This is a genomic window from Streptomyces abikoensis (genome assembly GCF_014648775.1).
GTDB classification, from domain to species: Bacteria; Actinomycetota; Actinomycetes; order Streptomycetales; family Streptomycetaceae; genus Streptomyces; species Streptomyces abikoensis.
Map to the genome: position 1 here is coordinate 16,544 of NZ_BMRT01000003.1, position 26,553 is coordinate 43,096.

19 protein-coding genes are annotated in these 26,553 nt (G+C 73.9%); 4 read left to right on the forward strand and 15 right to left on the reverse strand.

Annotation, left to right across the window (positions count from 1 at the left end; all coding sequences use genetic code 11):
• Positions 1-31 precede the first annotated feature (31 nt).
• Both IE096_RS10400 and IE096_RS10405 read right to left on the reverse strand, forming a co-directional pair.
• The gene (locus tag IE096_RS10400; protein ID WP_189451012.1) at positions 32-340 is read right to left on the reverse strand and encodes a WXG100 family type VII secretion target; all 309 of its coding nucleotides are present in this window, start codon (positions 338-340) and stop codon (positions 32-34) included.
• Positions 341-400: 60 nt separating this feature from the next.
• The gene (locus tag IE096_RS10405) at positions 401-715 is read right to left on the reverse strand and encodes a WXG100 family type VII secretion target (RefSeq protein ID WP_189451013.1); all 315 of its coding nucleotides are present in this window, start codon (positions 713-715) and stop codon (positions 401-403) included.
• 251 nt (positions 716-966) lie between these two features.
• Between IE096_RS10405 and IE096_RS10410 the strand changes: the two genes are divergently transcribed.
• Complete coding sequence (locus IE096_RS10410) at positions 967-1,230, forward strand: DUF397 domain-containing protein (RefSeq protein WP_189451014.1); 264 nt, start codon at positions 967-969, stop codon at positions 1,228-1,230.
• 44 nt (positions 1,231-1,274) lie between these two features.
• Here the strand turns inward: IE096_RS10410 and IE096_RS10415 are convergent, their stop codons facing one another.
• The 4 genes from IE096_RS10415 to eccB form a co-directional block, all read right to left on the reverse strand.
• Positions 1,275-2,561: an outer membrane protein assembly factor BamB family protein gene (locus IE096_RS10415; RefSeq protein ID WP_189451016.1), complete on the reverse strand. Its 1,287-nt coding sequence runs from the start codon at positions 2,559-2,561 to the stop codon at positions 1,275-1,277.
• Positions 2,562-2,804: 243 nt separating this feature from the next.
• On the reverse strand, positions 2,805-4,160 hold the full coding sequence (locus tag IE096_RS10420) for an outer membrane protein assembly factor BamB family protein (protein WP_189451018.1): 1,356 nt from the start codon (positions 4,158-4,160) through the stop codon (positions 2,805-2,807).
• Positions 4,161-4,592: 432 nt separating this feature from the next.
• Positions 4,593-5,858, reverse strand: a complete 1,266-nt coding sequence (mycP, locus tag IE096_RS10425) for a type VII secretion-associated serine protease mycosin (protein WP_189451745.1) — start codon at positions 5,856-5,858, stop codon at positions 4,593-4,595.
• Positions 5,859-5,954: 96 nt separating this feature from the next.
• Positions 5,955-7,517 (reverse strand): type VII secretion protein EccB, encoded by a 1,563-nt coding sequence (gene eccB, locus IE096_RS10430; RefSeq protein WP_189451020.1) that lies wholly within the window; start codon positions 7,515-7,517, stop codon positions 5,955-5,957.
• A gap of 202 nt (positions 7,518-7,719) precedes the next feature.
• On the opposite strand from eccB, the gene eccE reads away from it, so the two are divergent.
• From eccE to IE096_RS10445, 3 genes are all read left to right on the forward strand, one after another.
• On the forward strand, positions 7,720-9,027 hold the full coding sequence (gene eccE / locus IE096_RS10435; RefSeq protein WP_189451746.1) for a type VII secretion protein EccE: 1,308 nt from the start codon (positions 7,720-7,722) through the stop codon (positions 9,025-9,027).
• A complete protein-coding gene (locus IE096_RS10440; protein ID WP_373298075.1) occupies positions 9,027-9,803 on the forward strand; it encodes a hypothetical protein in 777 nt (258 codons plus the stop codon). Before eccE ends, IE096_RS10440 begins: the two co-directional genes overlap by 1 nt.
• A gap of 275 nt (positions 9,804-10,078) precedes the next feature.
• The gene (locus IE096_RS10445) at positions 10,079-12,859 is read left to right on the forward strand and encodes an SCO5717 family growth-regulating ATPase (protein ID WP_189451022.1); all 2,781 of its coding nucleotides are present in this window, start codon (positions 10,079-10,081) and stop codon (positions 12,857-12,859) included.
• Between the two features lie 74 nt (positions 12,860-12,933).
• Here IE096_RS10445 and IE096_RS10450 read toward each other — a convergent pair whose 3' ends face one another.
• The 9 genes from IE096_RS10450 to rimP all read right to left on the reverse strand — a co-directional run bounded on the left by IE096_RS10450 (position 12,934) and on the right by rimP (position 26,339).
• Positions 12,934-13,899: a bifunctional riboflavin kinase/FAD synthetase gene (locus IE096_RS10450; RefSeq protein WP_189451024.1), complete on the reverse strand. Its 966-nt coding sequence runs from the start codon at positions 13,897-13,899 to the stop codon at positions 12,934-12,936.
• Between the two features lie 52 nt (positions 13,900-13,951).
• Positions 13,952-18,994, reverse strand: a complete 5,043-nt coding sequence (locus tag IE096_RS10455) for a hypothetical protein (RefSeq protein ID WP_189451026.1) — start codon at positions 18,992-18,994, stop codon at positions 13,952-13,954.
• 243 nt (positions 18,995-19,237) lie between these two features.
• Positions 19,238-20,140 carry a tRNA pseudouridine(55) synthase TruB gene (truB, locus tag IE096_RS10460; protein ID WP_189451028.1) on the reverse strand — a complete coding sequence of 301 codons (903 nt, stop codon included), beginning with the start codon at positions 20,138-20,140 and terminating at the stop codon, positions 19,238-19,240.
• Entirely contained in the window at positions 20,140-20,604 is a 465-nt protein-coding gene (rbfA, locus tag IE096_RS10465; RefSeq protein WP_189451030.1) for a 30S ribosome-binding factor RbfA, read from the reverse strand. The genes truB and rbfA overlap by 1 nt, the downstream gene beginning before the upstream one ends.
• 54 nt (positions 20,605-20,658) lie before the next feature.
• On the reverse strand, positions 20,659-20,955 hold the full coding sequence (locus IE096_RS10470) for a DUF503 domain-containing protein (protein WP_126916345.1): 297 nt from the start codon (positions 20,953-20,955) through the stop codon (positions 20,659-20,661).
• Positions 20,956-21,093: 138 nt separating this feature from the next.
• A complete protein-coding gene (infB, locus tag IE096_RS10475) occupies positions 21,094-24,159 on the reverse strand; it encodes a translation initiation factor IF-2 (RefSeq protein ID WP_189451032.1) in 3,066 nt (1,021 codons plus the stop codon).
• Positions 24,160-24,284: 125 nt separating this feature from the next.
• The gene (locus IE096_RS10480) at positions 24,285-24,593 is read right to left on the reverse strand and encodes a YlxR family protein (RefSeq protein ID WP_189451034.1); all 309 of its coding nucleotides are present in this window, start codon (positions 24,591-24,593) and stop codon (positions 24,285-24,287) included.
• 211 nt (positions 24,594-24,804) lie between these two features.
• Complete coding sequence (gene nusA, locus IE096_RS10485; protein ID WP_189451036.1) at positions 24,805-25,797, reverse strand: transcription termination factor NusA; 993 nt, start codon at positions 25,795-25,797, stop codon at positions 24,805-24,807.
• Positions 25,798-25,799: 2 nt separating this feature from the next.
• On the reverse strand, positions 25,800-26,339 hold the full coding sequence (gene rimP, locus IE096_RS10490) for a ribosome maturation factor RimP (RefSeq protein WP_189451038.1): 540 nt from the start codon (positions 26,337-26,339) through the stop codon (positions 25,800-25,802).
• Positions 26,340-26,553: the final 214 nt, after the last annotated feature.

Below are 26,553 nucleotides of genomic sequence, written 5' to 3' on the forward strand. Positions count from 1 at the left end.
ACGCCCACCCCGGTGCGCCACGGCTCGGCGCTCAGTAGCCCTCGGTGAAGAGCTGCGACGCCTTCACATCGGTGACGCGGTAGTGATCGGCGCCCTCCCGGATCTTCTTCGAGACCCGGTCGAGGATCTCCCCGATCGCGTTGGCCTTCTCCTGAAGCCGGTTCTGGGCGTCGACCATCGCCGCCTTGGCCTCGCCCTCCCAGCCCGCCGAGACATTGGCGACGGCCGACTTCATGGCCGAGATCTCGTTCTGGATCACGCCCGCCGCGCTGCCGATCTGCCCTGCGGTCTCGTGCAACGAGGCATACGTGACAAGGAGTTCGCCACCGTTTGTTGCCATTTTCCCACTCCCCATGTCGTATTCGGGCGCTCGGGCCCGGATGCTCTGAACCAGTTCCCGCTAGTACATGTCGATCGCGCTGGCGCTCTTGACGCTCGACGCGATCTCCTGGTCGGTGGCCCCGGTGAGAGTGTGCGTCTTCGCCACCGCCTCACGAACGTGGTCGATGAGGCGCCGCACGGCGTCGTGCTCCCTGTTCAGCTCCTCCTGAGCGGCCTTGAACACGGTGCTCGCCTCGCCCTTCCACGCGCCGTCGACGGTCGCGATGGCATTGGACAGCGTGCGCAGGTTGGCCGTGAACGCCTGGCTCGACTGGTCCATGGCGTTCTTGAAAGCGTTGAACGCGTCGTCATTGACTTTCTGCGTGCTCGACATGTTTCACCATCCCCCATGAGTTGATTGCGCCGTCACTGTAGTCACACCCTCCGACACTCCTCCAGCCGGATGAACGCCCGTCAGACAGGCATCAGGGCACGTCGCTCCGGCAGGTCTCCACGTTTTCGGGCAGGAAATCGATCGATGGACAGGTGGCCGAACTCCCGTCACCGCGACCCCTCCGGTTGCTAGCGTCGGCGGCGGTGCCTCGCACCCATACCGTCGGTTGATCGGAAGAGGAGTCCCGCGCAGTGGCCACTGAAGAAGAGAAGGAAGCGCTGTACGCCATGGACATCTCGGGCGCCGAGTGGCTCAGCGCCCCGGGTGACACTTCCGAGGTGCGTGTGGAGATCGCGTATCTGGAGGGAGGCGCTGTCGGCATGCGGGCCTCCAACGACCCCGACACAGTGCTGCGTTACACCGCGAGCGAGTGGGAGGCGTTCGTGCTCGGCGTGCGGGACGGAGAGTTCGACATCGACGTCGAGGACGGCGGCGGGGCCGACGGCAAGGAGTGAGCGGTGGTGGGGCGTGACGTGCGCGGCACGCCCCACCCGCGCGGTCACGCGTCCGGCGCGCTGATCGCGAGGATCACTCCGTCCTCGTCGCTCGCGACCCCTCCGTCGACGACCAGCAGGAGGCGCCCGTTCACCAGGCGGGGGAACGTCACCTTGGCCATCTTCGACTCGTTCTTGCGGTCCTCGTCGCGGTCGGAGTGTTCGACCACGCGCGCGACCTTGCCGTCGGTGGTGGACACGTAGTCGAGCCGGCCGCGGCGTTCGGCGGTCGCGGGGACGTACGTGGCCAGTTTGCCGTCGCGTACGGCTGTCGGCACGGTGACGCGGTTGGCGTCGCTCTTGTAGGTCCAGCGTTCCTTGCCGGTGGTGAGGTCGTAGGCCATGGTCACGCCTTGACCGGCGACGTACAGGCTGTTGCTGTCCTTGTCGGCCAGCGCTCCCGTGCAGCCCGAGGTGGAGAGGAAGCACGCGCCCAGTCGCCAGTAGCTGTTGTAGGCGACGCGCGTCTTCTCCTTGCCGGTCTCCGGGTCCAGTACGACGAAGTCGTACCGGTTGTCCTGCCCGCCCTTTCCGGGGGACTGGGAGAGGACCAGCGGGTCCGTCGAGATGACGGAGACGAAGCCGTCATTGCGCTTGAGGGACGAGCTCCACTTCGGCTTGTCCAGCTTCTTGGGGTCGAGGGAACGAAGCTTGATCTCGCTCTCCCCGCAATAGGTGATGGAGATCAGCCGCTTGCCGCCCGTCGTGTCGGCCCATTCGCAGGCGTCCTGCTTCCGCTGGTCCACGCGCTTTCCGTCGGAGAGGCGGCGGGTCTGCTCGCCGTCCTTCCACGTGGTGTAGACATGGCCGTCGTAAAGGGCGAGATGGGGGCCGGACTTGCCCCATTTCTTGGGGTCGAGATTGTCGCCCGCCTCCTTCTCCTCCATGAGGAGCTCGTCCCAGACGCGGTGGCCGTCGCGCAGGTCGATGGCCTTGAGGTTCATGCAGTGGCTACCGAACATGGCGGCGATGACCGCCACGTCCCCCTCGGATTCCCGGGAGGCGGCGCAGAGCGTGCCGGTGAGGAGAAAGGACCATTTCTTCTCGCCGGACTTGATGTCGTAGGCCGTGACGACATCCGGCTCGGCCTTCACCACGAGCGTCGAGGTGAACCAGGTGCCCAGGGCCTCCCGCATCCCCTCGTCGGGCTTCACGCGCGCCGCCGCCTGCCAGGCGACCGTACCCGCCGCGGAGGCGTGGGCGGCGTCGCCCGGCCCCTTCGGCTTCGACGAGCCGGCGCCCAGGAACGACCACAGTGCCCAGCCTCCCGCGGCGAGCAGAAGGGCGACCACCAGGCCGATGAGTACGGCCGGTCTGCGCCATGGGGGCCGGCGGGGGGTGAAGTTTCCGCCGAGGCTGGACACAGGTCGCGGGGCCGCGGGGGCGGACGGGACGGTCGGGGCGGGCACGGGTGATGGTGTCACCGGGGGAAGCGGTGCCGATGGCGGCTGCTGCGGATAGCCGTAGGAAGGTGGCTGCGTCACTGACTTGGCTCCTGGATTCCGTTTCTCGTTCTGGCACGCACTCGTCAGTGGTCAGTGGAACGACATCATCATCGTGCTGTGCATCAGGCCCTCGTTCACGACCAGGTAGAAGCGGCCGTCGTGGAAATAGGCGCTTCCACTGCGGGCGAGGCTGAATTCCTGTTCGTTGGATTCCTGGGGAAGCCGCATGAAGTCGGCGGCCTTGCCGTCGGCCGGGTCGAGGGAGAGCAGCTTTCCGCTCTCGTCCTTCGTCGCCTGCTGGTAGACGAGCAGGCGCCCCTCGTGCATGGCCACAGGGCGGTTGCCCCGGTTGCCGCCGAGGGGGGCGGTCCAGCGCTTCTTGCCCGTGGTCAGGTCGATCGCGACGATGGCGTTGACGTTGACGCCGTCGACGTTCATGTCGGCGCTCTTCGTGGGCAGGTAGACGGTGTCGCCGTCGACCACCGCGCCGCGGCAGCTCGTCAGGTCGGTCTTCCAGCAGTCGCTGAAGTCGTACGGTCCCGCCGAGATGGATATCAGGCTCCGAAGCCGGCCCTTCTCGTCCAGGCTCACGAGGTCCGAGGGGTCGGAGTCGTTCTCCCTGCCCACGACCAGCAGCGCGGGTTCGACGGAGAGGACGTTCTGCACGGTGAGCCCGTCCGGGACCTTCCAGATCCACTTCTCCAGGTCGGACTTGGGCTGCGTGGTCATGACGAATGTCCGCCCGAAGGGCTGGCACTGGGCGAGGACGAGCTGCCGCGAGCGGTCGGCGACCGCGCCGTACTCCCGGCATCCGTAGTTCGGGGGCTTCTTCCTCTCGCCGTTCGCGACGGCGAAGACCTTGGGATCACCACCGGTGTCCGCCACCGAGATCAGGCCCCGGTCGATGCTGATGCTGGACCCGTCGGAGGGGCTGCTGAGGCCCCTGTCGTTGGTGAGCTCCTTCGACCAGAGGGCCCGGCCGTGCTCCACGTCGACGGCCATCAGCATGTTGCAGTCGAACTGCTCCTTCCCATGGATGATCGCGACGATGCCGTCGACGACCTTCGGGGAGGTCTTGCAGGCGGAGCCGGGGATCGGGACGCTCCAGGCGGGCTTGCCCGTCTCGGCGTTGTACGCCGTCACCGCCTTGCTGGTGGTCATGACGGCGTTGCCCTTGGCGAACCACAGCGGGGCCATCTGCTTCAGCCCGTGCTCCTTGTCGGCGTCCGGCACCGGCGCCATCCAGTCGAGCTTGGCGTCGACGGCCTGGGCCGGGCCCTTCGACTTCTGGGCAGGATCGTTTCCGCCCCGGCCCCACAGGAGCCAGCCACCCGTCCCGGCACCGGCGACCAGCAGCAGCCCCAGCCCGATGGCCAGGGCCTTGCGGCGCTTGCCGCCCCCGTCACGGCCGGGCGGGCGGGCCGCGACCGTGTCCGCCGACGCCACGGCCGAGGCGGCCGCCGCAGCGGGCCCGAACGGCTGCGGCGCCGGCCCGAAGCCGGACGCGCCTGCCGGACCGCCGGTCGGTCCGCCTGCCGGACCAGCGGGCAGACCGGCTGCCGGACCTGCGGACGGACCAGCGGGCGGACCGCCCGGGGCACCACCCGTCGGCCCGGCCGACGGTACGGCTCCCCGTGGCGTCGGCGGAGTGCCCGGCGGGTCGACGCGGGTGTCCCAGACCTGTGGCAGGCGCTGCCCCGCCGGGTGCGGAGCGGGCTCCCCGCCCTGTGGCGGCAGCCCTCCGTCGTGCGGTGGAAGAGGAGGTGGTGGCTGAGTCATGGATTCCTATCTGCGGTGCACCGCCGGCCCCGCGCGGGGCGGACGGCATCGGGTGACCGGCCTCTGAGGCGGTGCCGCCCCCGGAGGCCGGGGCGGTGGTCAGGGTCCCGTACGGACGCGGCGGCGGTTGCGGTCCCGTACGACGACGGCGGAGCCGGCGATCGCGGCGACCAGCGCGGCGGTGCCGCCCAGGGCGTAGGTGGCCAGGCGGGCCTGTCGCTCCCGCGCGCTCTCGCCGAGGGAGAGGGCCGCGGGTTCGGGGGCGGCGACGGGGTGGGCCGGGCCGCCCGGGGCGGTGACGCGGTCGAGGGGGTGGTCGTCCTCGGTGAGGGCGCGCGCGGGGTCGACGACGCCCCAGCCGATGTAGCGGTCGCGGCCGGCGGACGGGCGTTCCGCTGTCTGCTCGATCTGGGCGACCACCTGGTGCTGTTTCCAGTCGGGGTGCTTGGCGCGGATGAGCGCGGCGACCCCGGCGACGTAGGGGGCGGAGAAGCTGGTGCCGTGGTCGACGCACTGTCCGCCGCCGGGGACGGTGGAGACCATGTCGACGCCGGGCGCGGCCACGCCGACGAAGTCGCCGGCCTGGGAGAAGTAGGCCCGTTCGTTGTTGCGGTCGGAGGCGCCGACGGCGAGGACGCCGGGGTAGGCGGCCGGGTACGTGGCCTTGGCCTGGCCGTCGGCGCCGTCGTTGCCGGCCGAGGCGATCACGACCACGTCGTGGGCGAGGGCGTACTGGACGGCCTGTTCCAGGTCGGAGTCGGGGCGCAGCGGGGTGGCGGTGTCCTGGGAGATGTTGATGACGCGGGCGCCGGCGTCGACGGCCTGCCGGATGCCGGTGGCGAGGGTGCGGGAGGTACCGGTGCCCTTCTCGTCGTTCTGCCGGATCGGGATGATGACCGATTCCGGGGCGATGCCGACGAACCCGCTCGCCGGGGAGGGGCGGGCGGCGATGATGCCGGCGACCTTGGTGCCATGGCCGACGGGGTCGACGGTGGGGCCCGCGGGTCCGGAGGCTCCGGCCGCGGGGGGCCGGCCCGGGTCCGTGGCGCCGGTAAGCAGGTCGGTGCCGCTCCTGGCGTCGACGGCGTCCTTGAGCTGCGGGTTGAGGTTGTCGACGCCGGTGTCGATGACGGCGACGCGGACGGGGTTGCCGTGGCCGTCCTTGCCGCGGGTGTCCTGCCAGAGCTGGTCGAGCAGGACGCGCTGGAGCGACCAGGGGGTGCCCTTGATGGGTTTGGCGGGGTAGGTGCACTGGCCGCTGCCGTCGAGGGCGACCGGTGCCGACGCCGGTGCCGGGGTGGCGGGGGCGGGTGCCGCCCCGGTGGTGAGGGCGGTCAGCAGGGTCGCGGAGAGGATGACCGGCATGCGCTTGCGGGCGGGCGTGTGCTGACGGGCGTCCGTGCGCTCATGGGCTTGGGGGCGGTGGGCGTGGGTGCGGTTCTGGGCGTTCACGGGTGTTCCTCACGAACCCTGTGGCTGCTTGGCGCTGTTGGTGTCCAGCCGTGGCCCGGTCGGCAGGAACTGGGACCAGTTCGCGGGGACGGGCACGGGGTTGACGTCCTTGTAGCCGAGCCGGACGCGTGCCTGGTCGGCCTCGGGCACGGCGGGCGGCTCACCGGGCCGGGCCTCGGCGGGCTCCTCGCCGATCCTCGACTTGCCGGTGGCGCTGTCGTTGTTGGACTGGACGGCGTAGCGCAGCCCGGTGTCGGTGACGAGGAAGACCGCGCCGCTGTCGGTCTGGCGCCCGGTGACCTGGCGGTAGAGGAGACCGGAGCCGGGGGTGACGTAGGCGCTGGTGGCGCCGTCGGGGATGGTCGCGGGGTAGTCCTTGCCCGTCCACACGCCGAGGTCGGGGGTGCCGGAGGCGTCGAGGCCGCCGAAGACGCTGCACACGGTGCCGCCGCCGGCGAGGGGGTCGCCGGCGGCCGCGAGGCGGGGCACCTGGGCGGGCCAGTGGTCGCCGCCGTGGAACTCCTCGGCGTCGGGGGTGAAGTCGGCGGCGCTCACCCGCTCGGGGGCGCCGGCCTGGCCGAGGGGGGCGAGGTCGCGGCTGCTGAGGAGGAGCTTGGCGACGAACTCCGAGACGCGGGCGACCTTGCCGGGCAGCACGACGTAGTGCTGGGTGGTGGCGCCCGTGGGGGCCTGGAGGATCGTGCCGACGCGGTTGGCCTTGGGCTTGAGGGTGGGGACGCCCGCGGGTTCGCCGACGCGGCCGCCGACGGCGGGGACGGTGATGGGCGTGCCCTCGCCGAGGGTGCCCAGCCACTCCTTGGTGACGCGCTGGGGCTGGGCGCCGTCGGGGAAGAGGGCGCGGAGGAGGACGCTGCGGTCGGCGGGGTCCTGGCGCTGCCAGTCGGGGCCGCCGATGAGGTAGCGGGTGCCCTTGGGGTCGACGAGGTAACGGGCGTCGTCGGGCCCCTGGACGTAGAGGGCCTGGGGGCCGCGCAGCCGTCCGGCGCCGGTGAGCGTCCTGGCCTTGGGGTCGTTCGCGGAGAAAAGGAAGACCGCTTTTTGCGTGGTTTTCCCGTTGCCGCCGGGTTGTTGGCAGACAGCCCACTGTTTCGGTTTGCCCGCTTGGGCCGCCGTGGGCATTCGGTCCGGTGCGTACGGAATGCCGAGAGTGGGGCCGCGCGGAATATGTCCGTCGTCGAGCTCGGATTCCCGGACCTTGATCACGCCGCCCTTGCCGGGGGCGAGGAGCAGCCGGGCGGAGGCGAGATTGAGGACGGGGTGGAGCTGCTTCCTGCCGTCCGTCTTGAGCACGACGTAGCGGGTGGTGGAGTCACTGCCGACGATGACGTGGGCGGCCACGTCGTCCCATCCCTTGGGCGCCACGGGCCGGAACACGCCCCAGGCGCCGAAGCCGGCGACGAGCAGGGCGCCGATGACGACGCCGGGCAGGACCGTGCGCAGCGGGCGCGGGGCGCCTTCTTCGGAACCGGTGGGCGAGGGCTGCAGAAAAGCGGCAACCGTCCGTTTCTTCGCGAAGGTGTAGGCGTTGAGTTCGTCCCGCCGTGATGCCATCTCGAGCTGTTTCTCCCCCGTTTTCGCCGCGGCTTCCCTCGGCCGCCCGGCGCTGCCCTATCGGACCCGGTGTCGTACCGAGCCTCTACTATGCCCGTAAGTGATCGACACCTGTCGCCGGGGGAGGGTTCCCGAGGCGGCATCCGATTTCCCGGCGGGGTATTCCGGGTTGTGCGAGGGGGCTTGACGGGTCGTGGCTGCCATGGCGCGCGTACGGGCCGGGCGGGGTCCGGAGTCCGGTGCGCGGAGGGCCGGTGCGCGGACCGCCGGCGCCGGGGGTGTCGTGCTCCGGCCGGCGCCGGGGCACGGGGCGCTGGGGCCGGTCCGGCTGCCGCAGTTGGTGCTGCTGGAGCTCGCGGCGGCCGTGGTGCTCGCCGGGTGGGCGGGCGGCCGGGTGGCGCTCGTCCCGGCCGTGGTGGTCGCGGCGGTGCTGGTGGCCCTGGCGTTCGTACGGCTCGGGCGGCGGCCCGTCGTGGAGTGGCTGACCGCCGTGGCGGCGCTGCGACGGCGGGCCCGGCGGACGGCGGCGCAGCCTGTGCCGCCGGGTACGGATCCGCGCCTGGCTCCCCTGGTGGAGTGCGAACCGGCGCTGTGGACGGAGTCGTTCACCGATCGCGACCGGCAGCCGGTCGGGCTGGTCGGCGACGGCACGTTCCTGACGGCGGTGCTGCGCGTGGACGCCGTGGACCGGCCGCTGCGGGCCGCGCGGACCGAGCGGGCGCTGCCGCTGGACCTGCTGCGGGACGCGATGGACGTGGACGGTGTCCTGCTGGAGTCGGTGCAGGTGGTGCAGAACACCCTGCCCGCCCCCGCCCCTCATCTGCCCGGCCAGGCGCTGCCCGCGCGGAACTACGCGCCGCTGCACGAGATGAGCGGCGCCCCCGCGGTGCGGCAGACCTGGGTGGCGCTGAAGTTCGACCCGGAGCTGTGCCCGGAGGCCGTGGCGGCGCGCGGCGGCGGCGCCGAGGGGGCGCGGCGCTGTGTGCTGCGCGCGGCGCGGCAGCTGGCCAGCCGGCTGCCGGGCGCCGGGTTCACGGCGACGCCGCTGTCCGAGGAGGAGCTGACGGCCGCCCTCGCGGCGGCGGCCGACCTCAATCCGGTGGCCACCGCGCGGGCGGGCCGCGCCGACGCGCCCGCGCGGCGCACGGCGGAGACCTCGCGCGCCTGGCGGTGCGACGACCGCTGGCACTCGGTGTACTGGGTGAGCCGATGGCCCCGGCTGGGGGCGGGCGGCGCCGGTCTGCCGCAACTGGCCGCGCTGCTCACGTCGCTGCCCGCGCTGTCGACGACGCTGAGCCTGACGCTCGGCCGGGGGCGGACGCTCGAAGGACGGCACGTGCCGACCCTGACGGGACATGTCCGTATATGCGGGCGCAGTGCGGATGAATTGGGCGGGGTGCGACGCGAGTTGGAGCGGGCGGCCCGGGCGGTGAAGGTCGGGCTGGTCCGGCTGGACCACGAGCAGGTGCCGGGCGTGCTCGCCACGCTGCCGCTGGGAGGGACGCGTTGATGGACACGTCGGTGACTTCGGTGGCTTCGGTGACTTCAGTGGTTTCGGTGACTCCTGTGACAGCGCCGGCCCGCCGGGCGCGGTTCGGCTTCGGGCTGCTCGGGCCACGCCGGGGGCGGCACGAGCTGTCGCACGAGGAGTTCGCGTCGCTGGCCCTGCCCGTGGGTGACGACGGGGTCGTCATCGGCTCCGACGAGCAGGGCGCGCCCGCCGTCCTGGGCCTCGGCCGGCCCGTTCCCTACGAGGTGGTCCTGGTCGGCGGCGCGTGGACGGCCCAGGTCGTCGCGCTCCGCGCGGTCGGCACGGGGGCGCGGGTCGCCGTCGAGACCGGACGGCGGCAGCTGTGGACGGCGCTCGCGCAGTCGGCGAACAGCGGGCAGCAGTGCGTCACGCTCCACGACGTCGGCCGGATGCCGCCGCAGGGGCCGTCCACGCACAGCCCCGTGCTCGTCGTCCGCGACTGCGGGGCGCGCCCGCCGCGCGGCCGGACGGGTCCGGCGCCCTGGCAGTCGGTGCTCACCCTGCTCCCCTACCCGAGCCCCACCACGCCGCGGCTGATGGCCCAGGCGGACCTGGTGGGCGTCCAGCGGGTCGCGCCCGACGAGGCGCGGCAGATCGGCCGGACGATGAACCTGCCGCCGGAGGACGTCGACAAACTGTCCACGCTCCCCGACGGGGTCACGCTTTGGTGCACGCGTTCGTCACGAATGTATGTCACCACCCGTCCGACGGAGCCCGAGACGGGCCTGCTGGGCGCGGCCCGGCGCGTGGAGTGACGCCCGGCTCCACCGGCGCGGGAGCGGTGTCGCCGCCTCCGCGCGGGGAAGCCTTGCCGCACCGAGGGGCGGACGGTGGGGCGGGGGCGGACCTGCCCCGGAGATGCGGATGACGATTAGTCTGTAAGAACGTACGCACGCACTGGAGAACCCGACGCCGGTCCTGTCCTGCGACAGATGGGGAAATCCGGGCGGTCGGGGCGACAGTAACGGTCGGCCCCGCCAGCTGAGTCCACCGAATCCATGGGCAGCCGACCACACCAGCAGGAGGCATTGTGAGCAGCGATCGGGACGAGATCCGAGCGGCCGGGAAGACAGCCGGCGAGGACCGGCCCGACGCCGAGCACCGGCCGGGGTTCGAACACGAGCCCGAGCACACGGGTGAGTTCACCATCGACTACACGCCGCCCGCGTGGTACACGCAGGGCGCTTCGGCGGCGCCGGCCACTCCGAGCGCCCCGGTCACTCCGGCCGCGCCGAGCGCTCCGATCGCACCGAGTGCGCCGGTCGCGCCCGTTCCGTCCGCTTCGGGCGGCGGGAGCGACGAGGCGCGGGCCGCGACGGCTCCGGCGCCCACGCCCGCCCCGGCACCGACACCTGCGCCCGCACCGGCCGAGGCTCCGGCGTCCGCCTGGACCCCGCCTTCCGCGCCCCAGACCTCCCTGCCGCCGCTGCCGCCCAACTTCCCGCCGGCGGCCCAGCAGACCCCTCCCCCGGCCGCCTGGCCGCCGCCCCCGCAGGCGCCGTACCCCGCCGTGCCCGGCCACGGGATGCCGCACCCCGAGGCGGACGCGCCGGCCGCGCCGCCGCAGGACGCCGCCCGCGCCGAGGCCCCGGCGGACGCCCCGGCGGCGGAGAGCGCCGCGCCCGCCGACGAGCAGCCCGCGCCGTCCGGCGCCCCGACCGGCCCTGACAGCGCGTCGGCCGCCGCTTCCACCGGTGACGGCGCTCCCGCTGCCCCCGCCACCCCGAGCGCGCCCACCGGGCTCGACGGCACGCCGGCCACGCCTCCGACCGAGGACGGCACCTCTTCTGCCGTCCCCGCCCCGACCGGCCTCGACGTCGCGCCCGCCGCCGCTCCGGCCGGCGATGGCGCCCCTGCCTTCCCGGGCGCCCCGGCCGTCCCCGGTGTCCCCGGCATGCCGAGCGCGCCCGCCGCCGCCCCGACGGGCGACGGCGCCCCTGACGCCCCCGCCGTCCCGGGCACTCCGCCCGCACCTACCGCCCCCGCGCCGACGGGCCTCGACGCCCCGTCCGCCGTCGCCCCGACCGGTGACGGCGCCCCGGTCGTCCCCGGCGCCCCCAGCACGTCGAGCACGCCCGGCGCCCCCGCGCCCTGGGGCGCGCCCGCCGCTCCCGCCCCGCACGGAGCACCGGGCGTGCCGCCCGTGCCCGTGGCGGAGGGGCCCGGCGCGGCCCTGCCGCAGCCGGTGCCGGGCGTGCCCGGCATGCCGGGTGCGTCCGTACCGCCCGGGATGCCCGTTCCCAACGCGGCTCCGTCGCAGGGCGGTTACGGCTACCCGCGTCCCGAGGGGGCGCCCGTGCCGCCGTCGTACGACGGATACGGCTACCCCCGCCCCGACGGCGCGGCCATGCCGCCCGCGACCGCCCCCCAGGCCGGCTACGGCTACCCGCAGCCGCCCGCGCCCGCGGAGCCCAACGGATACCCGGGCGCGCTGCCGCCCGCCGCCGCGCCCGGCGGCGCACCCGGGGCGTACGCACAACCCGGCGCGCCCCTGCCCGGTGCCCTCCCGCCGGCCATGGACCCGGCGGCACAGCCGGGCGCGCACCCGGGCGCGTACCCCGCCCAGGCGCCCGGCCAGGCCCCGGGTCAGGCCCCCGGCCACCCCGGTGTCCCCGAGGCCCCCCTCGACCCCCGGGCCGGTGGCTGGCCGACCGTGACGCCGGAGCAGCGGCAGCGGTCCGTGCACGGCGCTCCGCTCGGTTTCACGGCGGCGGTCGAGCTGTCCTCGGAGCGGCTGCTGAAGGCGAAGCAGAAGCCGAAGAAGCAGAACCCGGCGGCCCGCTTCAAGTTCGGTGCCAAGAAGGAGGAGGCCGAGCGGCAGCGCAAGCTGGAGCTGATCCGTACGCCCGTCCTGTCCTGCTACCGCATCGCCGTCATCAGCCTCAAGGGCGGCGTCGGCAAGACGACGACCACCACCGCCCTCGGGGCGACGCTGGCCACCGAGCGCCAGGACAAGATCCTCGCGATCGACGCCAACCCCGACGCCGGTACGCTCGGCCGCCGGGTGCGCCGGGAGACGGGCGCGACCATCCGCGACCTCGTCCAGGCCATCCCGCACCTCAACAGCTACATGGACATCCGCCGTTACACGTCGCAGGCGCCCTCCGGACTGGAGATCATCGCCAATGACGTGGACCCGGCCGTCTCCACGACCTTCAACGACGAGGACTACCGGCGCGCCATAGACGTGCTGGGCAAGCAGTACCCGATCATCCTCACCGACTCGGGCACCGGCCTCCTCTACAGCGCCATGCGCGGGGTCCTCGACCTCGCCGACCAGCTGATCATCATCTCCACGCCGTCCGTGGACGGCGCGAGCAGCGCCAGCACCACCCTCGACTGGCTCGCCGCGCACGGCTACGGCGAGCTGGTGTCGCGGAGCATCACCGTGATCTCCGGGGTCCGGGAGACCGGCAAGATGATCAAGGTCGAGGACATCGTGTCGCACTTCGAGACGCGCTGCCGGGGCGTCGTGGTCGTGCCGTTCGACGAGCACCTGGCCACCGGTGCCGAGGTCGACCTGGAGATGATGCGGCCGAAGACGCGGGAGGCGTACTTCCACCTGTCCGCCATGGTCGCCGAGGACTTCGTCCGCGCCCAGCAGCAACAGGGCCTGTACGCGGCGCCCCACCAGGCCCCGCCGATGCCGGGCGGCTACGCTCCCCAGCCCGCGCCCGAGGCGCAGTACAACCCCTACGGGCAGGGCATGCCCCAGGCCCAGCCGGGGAGCCCGTACGCCCAGCCCCAGCACCAGCCCCAGCAGCCGCAGCCGCCCCAGCAGGACGGCTGGGCCCTGCCGCCGCAGCAGTAAGCGGTAATACGGGACAGCGGAGGGCCCCGGGCACGAGGTACGTGCCCGGGGCCCTCCGCTGTCCCGTGTCCCGGCTAGCCCGCGACGACCGCGGCCTCGTGCGCGGCGACCAGGTCGCGCGCCTGCTTCACGTCCTCGGCCATGCGGTCCAGCAGCGCGTCGATGGACGCGAACTTCTCCATGCCGCGCAGATACGCGAGGAAGTCCACGGCCGCGTGCATCCCGTACAGGTCGAGGCCGACGCGGTCGATGGCGTAGGCCTCGACCGTCCGCTCGGTCGCGTCGAACTGCACGTTCGTGCCGACCGAGATGGCGGCGGGCATGGCCTCGCCCTCGACGGTCAGCCAGCCCGCGTACACGCCGTCGGCCGGGATCGCGGTGTGCGGCAGCGTCTCCACGTTGGCCGTGGGGAAGCCGAGCTCGCGGCCGCGCTGGGCACCGCGCACGACGACGCCCTCCACACGGTGCGGCCGGCCGAGGATCTCCATGGCGCCCGCCACGTCGCCCTCGGCGACCAGGCGCCGGGTCAGCGTCGAGGAGAACGGCAGCCCGCCTCCCGCCTCGCCCGAGACGTGGAGGTCGATGACCTCGACGTCGAAGTCGTAGGTGCCGCCGAGCTCCTGGAGGAAGTCGACGTTGCCCGCCGCCCGGTGGCCGAAGCGGAAGTTGGGGCCCTCGACGACGAGCTTGGCGTGCAGCTTGTCGACCAGCACCTTGACCACGAACTCGGCGGGCGACAGCTTCGAGAACTCCGCCGTGAACGGCAGGACCAGCACCGCGTCCACGCCCAGCTCGGCGATCAGCTCCGCGCGCCGGTGGTGGGGCGCCAGCAGCGGCGGGTGGCTGCCGGGGCGCACGACCTCGCTGGGGTGCGGGTCGAAGGTGACCACGACCGAGGGAACGCCCAGCGCCCTCGCCCGCTCCACCGCACGACCGATGATCAACTGGTGCCCGCGGTGCACGCCGTCGTACGAGCCGATGGTGACGACGCTGCGCCCCCAGTCCTGGGGGATGTCCTCCAAGCCACGCCAGCGCTGCACTGTCCCCGCTCCTCGCCCGAACCCGAACCTTTGTCTGTCTGATGACGCAGGTCTAAGAGTGCCATGCCGGTTGGCGGCGTCCCGCATCGGCCGGTGCGGTGCCGGTCACGTCGGCTGGGTGCGTGGGATCCGACGCGCCCCCCTGACCCCCTCCACCCCCCTTCTCACGCCCCGCGGTCAGGCGGATACGGGCGCTCGGGCCCACGACCACGGCCCATTGGGCCGGCGCGGATTTCAGCCAACCGCGAACCTGGGCGCCGAAGACCGGGATCTCCCGGGCGAGCTGGGTCAGTCTCCGGTCGAAGCAGGCGGCGCCCTCGGGCGTGCGGGCCATCAGCAGGCCGGTGCGGTGCACGAGGTCGCGCGTGCGGGCCTCGGTGCGCTCGGCCGCGCCCGCGGCCACCGCGCGCAGCAGGGTGTCGAGGACGGTCGCGTCGCGCTCGTACGGCCCGTACTCCTCGCGCTCCATCAGCACCTCCAGCAGCTCCTGGCGCAGCGGGCGCGACACGGGCGTGCCGGGGTCGGCGAGCACGGGCGCGAGGGCGCGGCGCACCTGGGGCGTCCCGGTGCGCAGCAGGTCCACGACGAGCGGGAAGAGCACGGAACGGGTGGCGGGGCCGCACTCCAGGCGGCGGTCGACGAATTCGGCGGCGTTGGCCGCGCCCTCGGGGCGGTGGTCGACGTGCTCGCGCACCAGCGTGGTGATCCGGCGGGCCAGGGTGGCGGGGGCGGAGATCCCGGCGAGGGTGCGCAGCACGGCCGCGGGCCGCTCCCCCGGCTCGTAGAGGCGTGCCCGGAAGACGTCGAGCACCTGGTCGGGATGGGTGTCGAGGGCGGGGGCGAGCAGGTCGGGCGGGAGGTCGGGGTCGCCCGTGGCGAAGGCCGCGAGGGCCTGCGGGAGGTGCTTGGCGCGGGTGTCGGGGTCGCGGACGAGCAGGGCGAGCGCGGTGCCGTGGAGGGTGCCCTCGTCGGGCCGCTCCAGGAGGGCGAGCGCGGCGTAGCGCAGCAGCTGCCGGTCGGCGGGCGTGACGACGTGCGGGGCGGTGCGCAGCGCGTACGCGGCGGCGGCGACGTGGCGTTCGACGCGGTCGTCGTGGGCCCAGCGGTCGACGGCTCGGCACAGCGCGGACGGCTCGTCCTCGGCCAGGGCGGCCAGCAGTTCGTCGGCCCGGGGGTGGGCGGCCTCCACCAGTGCCTCGGTCAGGTCGTCCACGGCCCGGCGGCGGTGGGTGTGGAGGAGGGCCTGGGCGGCGGTGGCGACGGTGAGGCGGACCCTGGCCCCGGCGGGGGTGATCTGCAGGGGGCGCTCGTCGGCGAACCAGCGGCACAGCAGGGGCTGCGCGGCGCAGGGGTCGGCGGTGAAGAGGGTGACGACGGCGGTCAGGAACCGGTCGGCGAGCGCCGCGTGGGCGTCGCCGCCGGACGCGCGCCGCCGGGCGGGCGGAGCGGCGCCCGCGCCGTCGCCCTGCCGGACGGGCTCCTCCGGCTCCGTCCTCGCCTCGGGGGCGACGGGTTCGGCCGTCTCGACCATCTCGGCCGTCTCGACGGGCCCGTCGGGGCCGTCGGGCTCCTGCGCGTCGGCGGAGCGGGTCCGGGCCCACGCGTCGGACCATCCCTCGCTGTACGGCACCCCGGGCTCATGGGGTTCATGGGGCTGATGGGGTTCGACGGACTCCGGGCGGGCGGAGGTGAAGGAGATGACGCGCTCGTCCTCCGGGACGACCTTCCGGGGTCGCCCCAGCACCGGGGGGCGCCCGGCGCCGTTCCGCGCCTCCCCCGCGCCCCTCCCCTGCCCGGGGACGTGTCCGGCCCCACCACCCCAGGGGGCGCGCGCGGTGGCGCCCGCGCCCTGCGCCGCGCCGCCACGGGCCCGGGCGCCGCCGGAGGCGCGGTCTCCCCGCCCGTCGGCCCAGTCGGACGCCTCCGGCTCGCCCCCGCCGCTCCCCGCGGCGTGCCACGCCGCACCGGCACAGGCCGCCGCCGGCCCCCCGCCCCGGCTTCCGGAACGGGACGCCGCCCCGGCGCCCCGGGGCGCTCCCGCCTCTTCGGCGGCCCGAGCCGCGGCGGCCCGAGCCGCGTCCGCGCCGCCGCGGTCGGCGGCACCGGCCGCCGTCGCGCCGACCCCTGTCCCGGACGCCCCACGAGCCTCGCCCGACTCACCGAGCCCGGCCCCGGCCCCGGTGGCCGCTCCGGCGTGCCCGGCACCACGGCCCCTGCCCGACGCCGCCGGGCCCCCCTGCCCGGGGACCCGCCGGGCCCCGTCGGCGCTGCCCGTCCCCCCGGGGGACCCGCTCCACGCGCCACCGGCCCCATGGGGCCCGTTCGCACCCTCCCGCTGTGCACCGGACCCGGGAGCGGCGGCGCGCGCCCCCGCGCCCCCCGCTCCGGCCCGCGCCTCACCACGCCCGTGCCCGCGCCCGCCGGAAGCGCGCGCCCCCTCCGCGTCCCCGCGCGACTGCGTCGGCACCGACGCCCGCGCCGGCCCGGCCGCCTGATCGTCCCCCGACCCGGCCGCCGAACCGGCCCCCGACCCGGCCGCCGATCCATCCGCCGAGCCGGCCGTCAAACCCTCCGCCGACGGAGAAGCCGACAACGCCGCCGCCTCCTGGGTCGCTCCCGGAGGCGGCCCGTCGGCCGGGATCAGGACGCGGAGGAGCTCCAGGCGGTCGGCCAGGCCGAGCGGCAGCCGGAGCCAGAACCAGGGGCCGAACTCCGCGAGGCCGCCCAGCGTGCGTCCGGCCTCGCTGTCGAAACCGCCGACGGCCAGGGAACGGGCCGTGACGCGCTCGGCGAGGAGGCGGAGCACGCCCAGGTACGGCGTGGCGTCGGGGACGCGCAGCAGGGTCTCGCCGAGGAGGTGGGCGGCCCACCAGGCGGGATCGCCGAGGCGGCGCCCGGCGCCCTCCTCCTTGGCCTCGGCCTCCGCCGCCCGCTGCCCGAGGGTCTCGATGGCGTGGACGAGGGCGCTGAGGCGGCGGGAGAGCTCCGTCGGGCCCGAGCGCCGGGCGAGCAGGAGCATGGCCGCCAGGACGGGCCCGATCCGGTGGCGCGGGACCGGCAGCGGGCGCGGCGGCTCGGCCGGGCCCCCGCCGCGTTTGCGGCGGCCCTTCGCGCCGCCCCGGGCGGCGCCGGAGCCGGGCGGCGGCGGCACGTGGCCGCCCGGCGTGGGCAGCGGGCCCTTGCCGCCCGAGCGGGAGGGCAGCCGCACGGCGGCCTCGGCGGGCGGGCCCGCCGGCTCGTACCAGCGGTGGACCAGCGCGTAGAGCGCGGCGTCGAGGTCCAGGTGGGAGCCCTGCACCCAGTCGGCGAACTCCTCGTGGGCGAAGCGGTAGCCGGAGCCGGCCGGGACGAGCAGGCCCTCCGTGAGGACGGCGGAGGCCCAGCCCGTGCGCCAGGGGAACAGCTCCTCGAACGCCTCCCGTTCCAGCTCCCCCTGCCCCGGGCCGAGGCAGCGCCGGGCGGCCTCGTGGACCTGCCCGGCCACCCTGGCCGCGAGGCGGCGGACGGCGGGTCCACGCAGCGGCGGGCGGCGGGACGCGGCGAGGCGCACGGCGATGCGCAGGCAGATCAGGTCCAGATAGGCGGAGAACACGCCCCACCGGTCGGGGGCGGCCTCCCCCGTGCCGCCGGCGCCGACCGTCCCGTCGGGCAGCGCCGCGCGGACCTCGGCGAGCAGTCGCAGGGCGAGGGGGTGGGCGGCGTCGGCGGGGTCGACGGCGCCCGGCGGGATGCCGTAGGACGCGCGGACCTCGGCGGCCTGCGCGGGGGTGAGCCCGGGCAGCCGGGAGCAGGGCGGCAGGGCCCGGGGGCCCGACGGCGGGGGCAGGGCGCAGGGGCCGCCGCCCGGGCGGTGGAGGACGCCGGACGGGAAGAGGGCGCCGGCGGTCTCCCAGTGCTCGGGGCGGCAGGCCACGATCAGCCGGGAGGAGGTCTCCTCCAGCCAGCGGACCGTCGCGGTGGTCCAGGCGGGCAGGGCGTGGGCGAGGACGGGCGGCATCTCCTCGGGCCCGTCCAGGAGGACGAGCAGGGGGTGCCCGACCCGGCGGGCGAGCCCGGCGACGGCCTCGGGCGTGGCGGCGGTGGTGTCCCCGATGGTGCCGGCGGGGCCCGCCGAGGCGGTGACGATGCGCCCGGCGGCCTTGAGAGCCCGGGCGATCGCGTCCCGGAGGCTCTCGTCGCCCACGCGCAGGTCCGCGCCGCGCAGCCAGAGGGTGGGCGCGGGCTGGGCGCCGCGCGCCCGGCGGCCGGCGAGCGCGCCGAGCTCGGTGGTCCGGCCCGTGCCGGGGTCGCCCACGAGGCCGAGCACCAGGGCGTGGCTCTCCGCGCCGGGCTCGCCGTCCAGGAAGCGGGCGAACTCCCGCTCGGTCTCCGGGCGCTCCACGGGGTCGCGCCAGACGCGGGGGGTGACGACCGAGCCCAGGGCGGTGGCGGTGAGCTGGAGGGCGCCGGCCAGGTTGAGGTCGGGGCCGAAGGCGGGGACGGTGGCGGAGTTGCGGTCGAGGAGCTCCGCGAGCGCCCCGCCCGGGCAGGACGCCGCGGCGGCCCGCAGCGGGATGGCGAATCCGGCGGCCCGGCGGTCGGCCTGGAGCGCGGTACCGAGGACGGCGACGACCGCCCCCGTGCGGGCGTCGAAGACGGGCCCTCCGGTGGCCTCCTCGCCGAGCCGCAGCCCGGAGCGGCCGGACAGGGACAGCTCCAGCGCGGCGCCGAGGAGGTGGAAGCGGTCGGTGGCGGTGTAGGTGACCGGGACGTCGCCGATGATCCGCGCGTCGTGCCAGCGCCCGGCGCGCAGCCGGACGTCCTTGCCGCCCTCGAAGCTCACGGCCGCGGCGACCGGCAGCGGGGGGACGCACAGGCCCTCGGTGCGCACGAGCGCCAGGTCGTACTCGGGCAGCGGCGTGACGTTCTCCGCGCCGACGACGCAGGTCAGATCGCCCGAGGCGTGGAGCACCAGCCGGGCCAGGCCGTCGACGGCCTCATGGCTGGTGATCAGGGTGCCGCGGTCGTCGGCGAGGAATCCCGTGCCGCGTTCGCGCCCCGCGAGGTCGCGAATGCGTACGAGCGAATCCTCGGCATCGGTCCGCCGACCGTTCATCTCCGTCGAACCTCCCCGGCGTGCTTGGTCCTCACGACGGTAGGCAGCGGATGATCGGCGAAACCAGATCACATCCTGAACGCGCCCCCTTCCACCCCCCTGGTTCACTCCGAGCGCCTGCCCGTTGGGGTGAATCACCCGTCTCGGATGGATAGAGACCAGTGGGAGGGGGATCGTGGGGCGGGGAAGGCGTCGGAACGACGCGCTCCCCGCCCCACGGTGGTGTCCGTGGGGACGGGCCCGCTAGGCGAAGACCGCCAGGCTCTTGGCCCGGCCGCCCTGGTTCTCCACGAGCACGAGGAAGCGGCCGTCCGGTCCGAAGACCGCGATCGGGCCGGTGGTGTCGAACAGCGGCACCTTGATCCGGACGCCGTTGCCCAGCAGCCGGGCCTGCTCCTCGTTCACGTCCCAGCGCTGGAAGGCGGCGGACGCGGCCTCGGCGACGGGCATCACGGTCAGCTCCTCCTGGAGCTGATCGAGCGTGCGGGCGTCGCCGATCCCGTAGGGGCCGACGCGGGTGCGCCGCAGTGCCGTGAGGTGGCCGCCGACGCCCGTGTCGGCGCCCAGGTCACGGGCGAGCGCCCGGACGTAGGTGCCGGAGGAGCAGACGACGGACACCAGCAGGTCCTGCACCGGGGTGCCGTCCTCCGCCTGCGCCGGGATCACGGCGTGGAGGGTGAACGACGAGACGGTCACCGGCCGGGCGGGGATCTCGAAGTCCTCGCCCTCGCGCGCCCGCTTGTACGAGCGCACGCCGTCTATCTTGATCGCGCTGACCTTGGACGGGACCTGCATGATCGCGCCGGTGAGCTTGGCGATGCCCGCGTCGATGGCCTCCCGGGTGACCCCGGAGGCGTCGGTGGTGGAGGTGATCTCCCCCTCCGCGTCGTCGGTCACCGTGTTCTGCCCGAGGCGGATGGTGGCCACGTACTCCTTCTCGGTCAGCGCGAGGTGACCGAGGAGCTTGGTGGCCCGCTCGACGCCGAGGACGAGCACACCGGTCGCCATCGGGTCGAGCGTCCCCGCGTGGCCGACGCGCCGGGTGCGGGCGATGCCCCGCATCTTGGCGACGACGTCGTGCGAGGTGAAGCCGGCCGGCTTGTCGACGATGATCAAACCGTCCGGACCGCTGTACTTCTCCTTCATCAGGCGCCGGCGCCCTTTTCGTCGGTCGTGTCCTCGTCGTCCTCGCCCGGCTTGCGGTACGGGTCCGCGTCACCGGCGTAGGTGGCGCCCGAGGACGCCTGGCGCACCTGGGCGTCCGAGGCACGGGCGCGGTCGAGGAGGTCCTCGATGGTCCGGGCGTTCTCGGGCAGGGCGTCCGCGACGAAGGTCAGCGTCGGCGTGAACTTGGTGCCCGCGGCCCGGCCGACCTCGGAGCGCAGGATGCCCTTGGCGCTCTCCAGTCCGGCCGCCGCGCTGGCACGCTCCTCGTCGTCGCCGTAGACCGTGTAGAAGACCGTAGCCTCCCGCAGGTCACCGGTGACCCGGGTGTCCGTGATGGTCACGTGCGAGCCGAGCCGCGGGTCCTTGATTCCGCGCTGCAGCTTCTGGGCGATGACCTCGCGGATGAGGTCCGCCAGCCTCTTCGCCCGCGCGTTGTCGGCCACTGGTCCGTCTCCTTCTCGTCTTCCTGCATTGTGCTCTCGGCGCCGCCGACGCGCTCAGTCGTCGTGCTCGCCGTGGAACCGCCGCCGTACCGACAGCAGCTCCACTTCGGGCCGTGCGGCGACCATGCGCTCGCAGCGGTCCAGTAGGTCCGTGAGGTGCCCCGGGTCCCCCGAGACCGCCGCCACACCGATGGTGGCCCTGCGGTGGAGGTCCTGGTCGCCGACCTCCGCCACGCTCACCGCGTACTTGCGGTGGAGCTCGGCGACGATCGGGCGGACGACGGAGCGCTTCTCCTTCAGCGACCGGACGTCACCGAGGAGGATGTCGAAGGACAGAGTCCCTACATACATGTGGTGCGGGTGAAGCCCACCCGGGAGGCGTGAGGTGTTCCCGTACACGGTGTACGGACTCTTCGAACCGTACACGCAACGGCCGGGGCCGATCGACGGATATTCTCCGCCGACCGGCCCCGGTGGACGCTACTGCGATCAGCCGCGCGGCTTCTCGCGCATCTCGTACGTCGCGATGACGTCGTCGACCTTGATGTCGTTGAAGTTTCCGAGGTTGATACCACCCTCGAAGCCTTCGCGGATCTCGGTGACGTCGTCCTTGAAGCGACGCAGACCGACGATGTTGAGCTCCTCCGCGATGACCTTGCCGTCGCGGATGAGGCGCGCCTTGGTGTTGCGCTTGACCTCGCCGGAGCGGATGAGAACACCCGCGATGTTGCCCAGCTTGGACGAGCGGAAGATCTCGCGGATCTCCGCCGTACCGAGCTCGACCTCTTCGTACTCCGGCTTCAGCATGCCCTTGAGGGCCGCCTCGATCTCCTCGATCGCCTGGTAGATGACCGAGTAGTACCGGACGTCGACGCCCTCGCGCTCGGCCATCTGCGTGGCACGGCCCTCGGCGCGGACGTTGAAGCCGATGACGATCGCGTCGGAGCCGGACGCCAGGTTGATGTCGGACTCGGTGACCGCACCCACGCCGCGGTGCAGCACGCGGATGTCGACCTCCTCGCCCACATCGAGCTGGAGCAGCGAGGACTCGAGAGCCTCGACCGAACCGGACGCGTCGCCCTTGATGATGAGGTTGAGCTGCTGGATCTCGCCGGCCTTGAGCACCTTGTCGAGGTCCTCGAGGGACACCCGGCGGGTGCGCTTGGCGAAGGCGGCGTTGCGCTCGCGCGCGGCGCGCTTCTCGGCGATCTGGCGGGCCGTACGGTCCTCGTCGACGACGAGGAAGTTGTCGCCGGCGCCCGGGACGTTGGTCAGACCCAGGACGAGGACCGGGGTCGACGGACCCGCCTCGTCCACGTTCTGGCCCTTGTCGTCGAGCATCGCGCGGACACGACCGTAGGCGTCACCGGCGACCATCGTGTCGCCGACGCGGAGGGTACCGCGCTGGACGAGGACGGTGGCCACGGCGCCGCGACCGCGGTCGAGGTGGGCCTCGATCGCGATGCCCTGCGCGTCCTGCTCCGCGTTGGCGCGCAGGTCGAGCGCGGCGTCGGCGGTGAGGACGACGGCCTCGAGCAGCTTGTCGATGTTCAGACCCTGCTTGGCGGAGATGTCGACGAACATCGTGTCGCCGCCGTACTCCTCGGCCACCAGACCGAACTCGGTCAGCTGACCGCGGACCTTGGTCGGGTCGGCACCCTCGACGTCGATCTTGTTGACCGCGACCACGATCGGCACGTCGGCCGCCTTGGCGTGGTTCAGGGCCTCGATCGTCTGCGGCATGACACCGTCGTTGGCCGCCACCACGAGGATCGCGATGTCGGTCGACTTCGCACCACGGGCACGCATGGCGGTGAACGCCTCGTGACCCGGGGTGTCGATGAAGGTGATCTTGCGCTCTTCGTCGTTGACCTCGGTCGCGACCTGGTAGGCACCGATGTGCTGGGTGATGCCACCGGCCTCGCCCGCGACCACGTTGGTCTTGCGGATCGCGTCGAGGAGTCGGGTCTTACCGTGGTCGACGTGACCCATGACGGTCACGACCGGCGGACGCGCGACGAGCATCTCCTCGCCGCCCTCGTTCTCACCGAACTCGATGTCGAACGACTCGAGGAGCTCACGGTCCTCCTCCTCGGGGCTGACGATCTGAACCGTGTAGTTCATCTCGCCGCCGAGGAGCTGCAGCGTCTCGTCGGAGACGGACTGCGTGGCCGTGACCATCTCGCCGAGGTTCATCATCACGGCGACGAGCGACGCCGGGTTGGCGCCGATCTTCTCCGCGAAGTCGGTGAGGGAGGCACCACGCGACAGGCGAATGGTGTCGCCGTTGCCGCGCGGCAGCATCACGCCGCCCACGGACGGGGCCTGCATGGCCTCGTACTCCTGGCGACGCTGGCGCTTGGACTTGCGGCCACGACGGGCCGGACCACCGGGACGGCCGAAGGCGCCCTGCGTGCCACCACGGGCACCCGGACCACCGGGACGACCGCCGAAGCCGCCACCCGGACGACCGCCGAAGCCGCCGCCACCGCCGCCGGGGCCACCGCCACCGGGACGACCGGCGAAGCCGCCGCCGCCACCGGGACGACCGCCGCCGCCGGGACCGGCCGGACGACCGGCGAAGCCGGGACGACCGGCACCGCCGCCGGGACGACCGGCACCGCCGCCGGGACCGCGACCGCCGCCACCGGGGCCCGGACGCGGGCCGGCAGCCGGACGCTGCGGCATCATGCCCGGGTTCGGGCGGTTACCGGCCGGAGCGCCACCGGGACGCGGGGCGCCACCGGGAGCCTGCGGACGGGGCATGCCACCCGGGGTCGGACGCGGAGCGCCGCCCTGGGGACGCGGGGCACCGCCGGGACCGCCCTGCGGGCGCGGGGCACCGGGGCCGCCGGCACCCGGACGCGGGGCGCCACCCGGACGGGGGGCCTGCGGACGGGCCATACCGGTGGAGCCACCGGAGGTGAAGGGGTTGTTGCCCGGACGGGGACCGGCCGGACGGGCGCCACCGGGACGCGGGGCACGCTCGCCGGGACCGCCCTGCGGGCGCGGGGCGCGCTCGGGACGGCCGCCGTCACGCTGGCCGGCGGGACCACCCGGACGGGCGCCGGGGCGCGGGCCGGGAGCACCGGGACGCGGCGCGGCGGGACGCTCGGACGGCGTGGCCGGGGCCGGCGCGGAGAACTCCGCGGCGGGCACCGGGGTGACCGGCTTGGCCGGGGCGGCCGGGGCCGGCTTGGGGCCCGGACGCGGACCCGGCGTCGGCGCGGGGCCGGCGGCCGGCGTCGCCGGGGCGGGCTTGGGGGCCGCGGCCGGCTTCGGGGCCGGGGCGGCGGGACGGGGGGCCTGCGCACCCGGAGTGGGGGCAGCAGGCTTCGCGGGCGCGGCCTTGCGCGGCGCCGCGGGCTTCGCAGCGGACTTGCCGGCGCTGCCGCCGGGCCCCTGCAATGCGTCAGTCAACTTACGGACGACCGGCGCCTCGATGGTCGAGGACGCCGAACGGACGAATTCACCAAGTTCTTGGAGCTTGGCCATGACGACCTTGCTCTCCACTCCGAACTCCTTGGCGAGTTCGTATACCCGGACCTTAGCCACTTCGCTCCTTCTAGGTCCGGGTGTCCGCCGGACCGTCGCTACTTCATGGGCGTACTCATCGCGTACTCATCGAGTGCTCATCGCAATCTCGACCTACTTCCAACTCGCGAGGTACCTGACGTGGGTCATCCCCGCGTGACCGCGGGGCCGATCTCCTGCTGATCGGTCTGTTCGACGTACCGGCGGAGCTCCACCGTGTCGAGCGGCCCCGGGACCTTGAAGGCCCGGGGAAACGCCCGGCGGCGCACCGCCAGATCGAGGCAGACCAGTGTGGGATGCACGGAGGCACCCCGGCCGGGCAGCGTACCGCGAGGGTCGGGGACGCACGATCCCTCGATCATCACGATCCGCAGCAGTTCACCCTTGGCCGCTCGCTCCCGGCACCCCACACAGGTGCGCTCAGGGCATGCGCGGGCATGCGTCCGGCCAGACACTGGTTAAGTCTACCTCCCCGCGCGGACCTCACCCCTTCGGGGCACTGGTCGCGCACGTATGCGTTTCAGCCATGATCTGCTGGTTCAACGGGCCGCTTTCCAGCTCCGCCAAGGGCGGAAGCGGCCCGGCACGGTCGCTTTACGGACCATTCCGGGCCGCTCGGGGCGCCGTACGCGCGCCCCCCGTCGCTTCAGGGCGCCGGTGCGCGCCTCAGTCGCGCTCGGACGGCTGCTCGGTGTCCGGCCGGATGTCGATCCGCCAGCCGGTCAGCCGGGCCGCGAGCCGGGCGTTCTGCCCCTCCTTGCCGATGGCGAGGGAGAGCTGGTAGTCCGGGACGGTCACCCGGGCGGAGCGGGCGGCGAGGTCGACGACCTCCACCTTGCTCACCCGAGCGGGGGACAGCGCGTGCGCCACCAGCTCGGCCGGGTCGTCCGACCAGTCCACGATGTCGATCTTCTCGCCGTGCAGCTCGGCCATGACCGCGCGCACCCGGCCGCCCATCGGGCCGATGCAGGCGCCCTTGGCGTTGAGTCCGGAGCGGGTCGAGCGCACCGCGATCTTGGTGCGGTGACCGGCCTCGCGGGCGATGGCGGCGATCTCCACCGAGCCGTCCGCGATCTCCGGGACCTCCATGGCGAAGAGCTTCTTCACCAGGTTGGGGTGGGTGCGCGAGAGGGTCACGGACGGGCCGCGGACGCCCTTGGCCACGCGGACGACATACGTCCGCAGGCGGGTGCCGTGCTTGTACTCCTCGCCCGGGACCTGCTCCTGGACCGGCAGGATGGCTTCCAGCTTGCCGATGTCGACCAGGACGTTCTTGGGGTCCTTGCCCTGCTGCACGACGCCCGCGACGACGTCGCCCTCACGGCCGGCGAACTCACCGAAAGTGATCTCGTCCTCGGCGTCGCGCAGACGCTGGAGGATGACCTGCTTCGCGGTGGTCGCGGCGATCCGGCCGAAGCCGGAGGGGGTGTCGTCGAACTCGCGGGGCTCCTCGCCCTCGGCGAGGTCCTGCGGGTCCTCCTTGGCCCAGACCGTCACGTGCCCGGTCGACCGGTCCAGCTCCACGCGGGCGCGGCGGCGGCTTCCCTCGGTGCGGTGGTAGGCGATGAGGAGGGCCGACTCGATCGCCTCGACCAGCAGGTCGAAGGAGATCTCCTTCTCTCGCACCAGACCCCGCAGGGCACTCATGTCGATGTCCACGGCTACGCCTCCTCTTGAATCTCGTCGGATTCGTCTGCTTCTGCCGCGGCGTCGTCGCCCGCGGCCGACTTACGGTTGAACTCGATCTCCACACGCGCCTTCGCGATCTCGGCGAAGGTCAGGCGGCGGGCGGTGGGCTTGCGGCCCTTGACGCCCGGCACCTCCAGGTCGAGCCCCTCGTCGTCCACGGCGACGATCCGCGCGACGAGCTCGCCGCCCTCGACGAGCTGCGCCTTGATCAGCCGGCCCGTGGCCCGGACGTAGTGCCGGTGCTGGCTCAGGGGACGGTCGGCACCCGGAGAGGTGACCTCGAGAACGTAGGGGGCTCCGCCCATCACATCGGTCTCGTCGAGCTTCGCGGAGATGTCGCGGCTCAGGTCCGCGCACGCGTCCAGCTGGACGCCCTCGTCGGAATCGACCACGATGCGCAGCACACGCCGCTTTCCGGCCGGCGTCACCTCGACCTCTTCCAGCTCCAGCTCCCGCGCGCTGACGAGAGGGGCCAGCAGCTCGCGCAGCCGCTCGCTCTGGGTGGTGCTCATCCGGGTGACTCCTCGGCCGCGTGTGCTGTTGTGGGAAAGACGCGTGTCAGGTCAAAGCCTATCTGTTCCGGCAGCCGACTGACGATTCGGTGCCCGGTCCACGGTCACCGGGTGCCGCGCCGGTACGCTCGCGTGCGGCGATCACTCGGGGCCGGACCCCTTCGAACGCCCGCCCCACCAGGACCCCGACGGGCCGGCACGCCCGGCGCGCCGC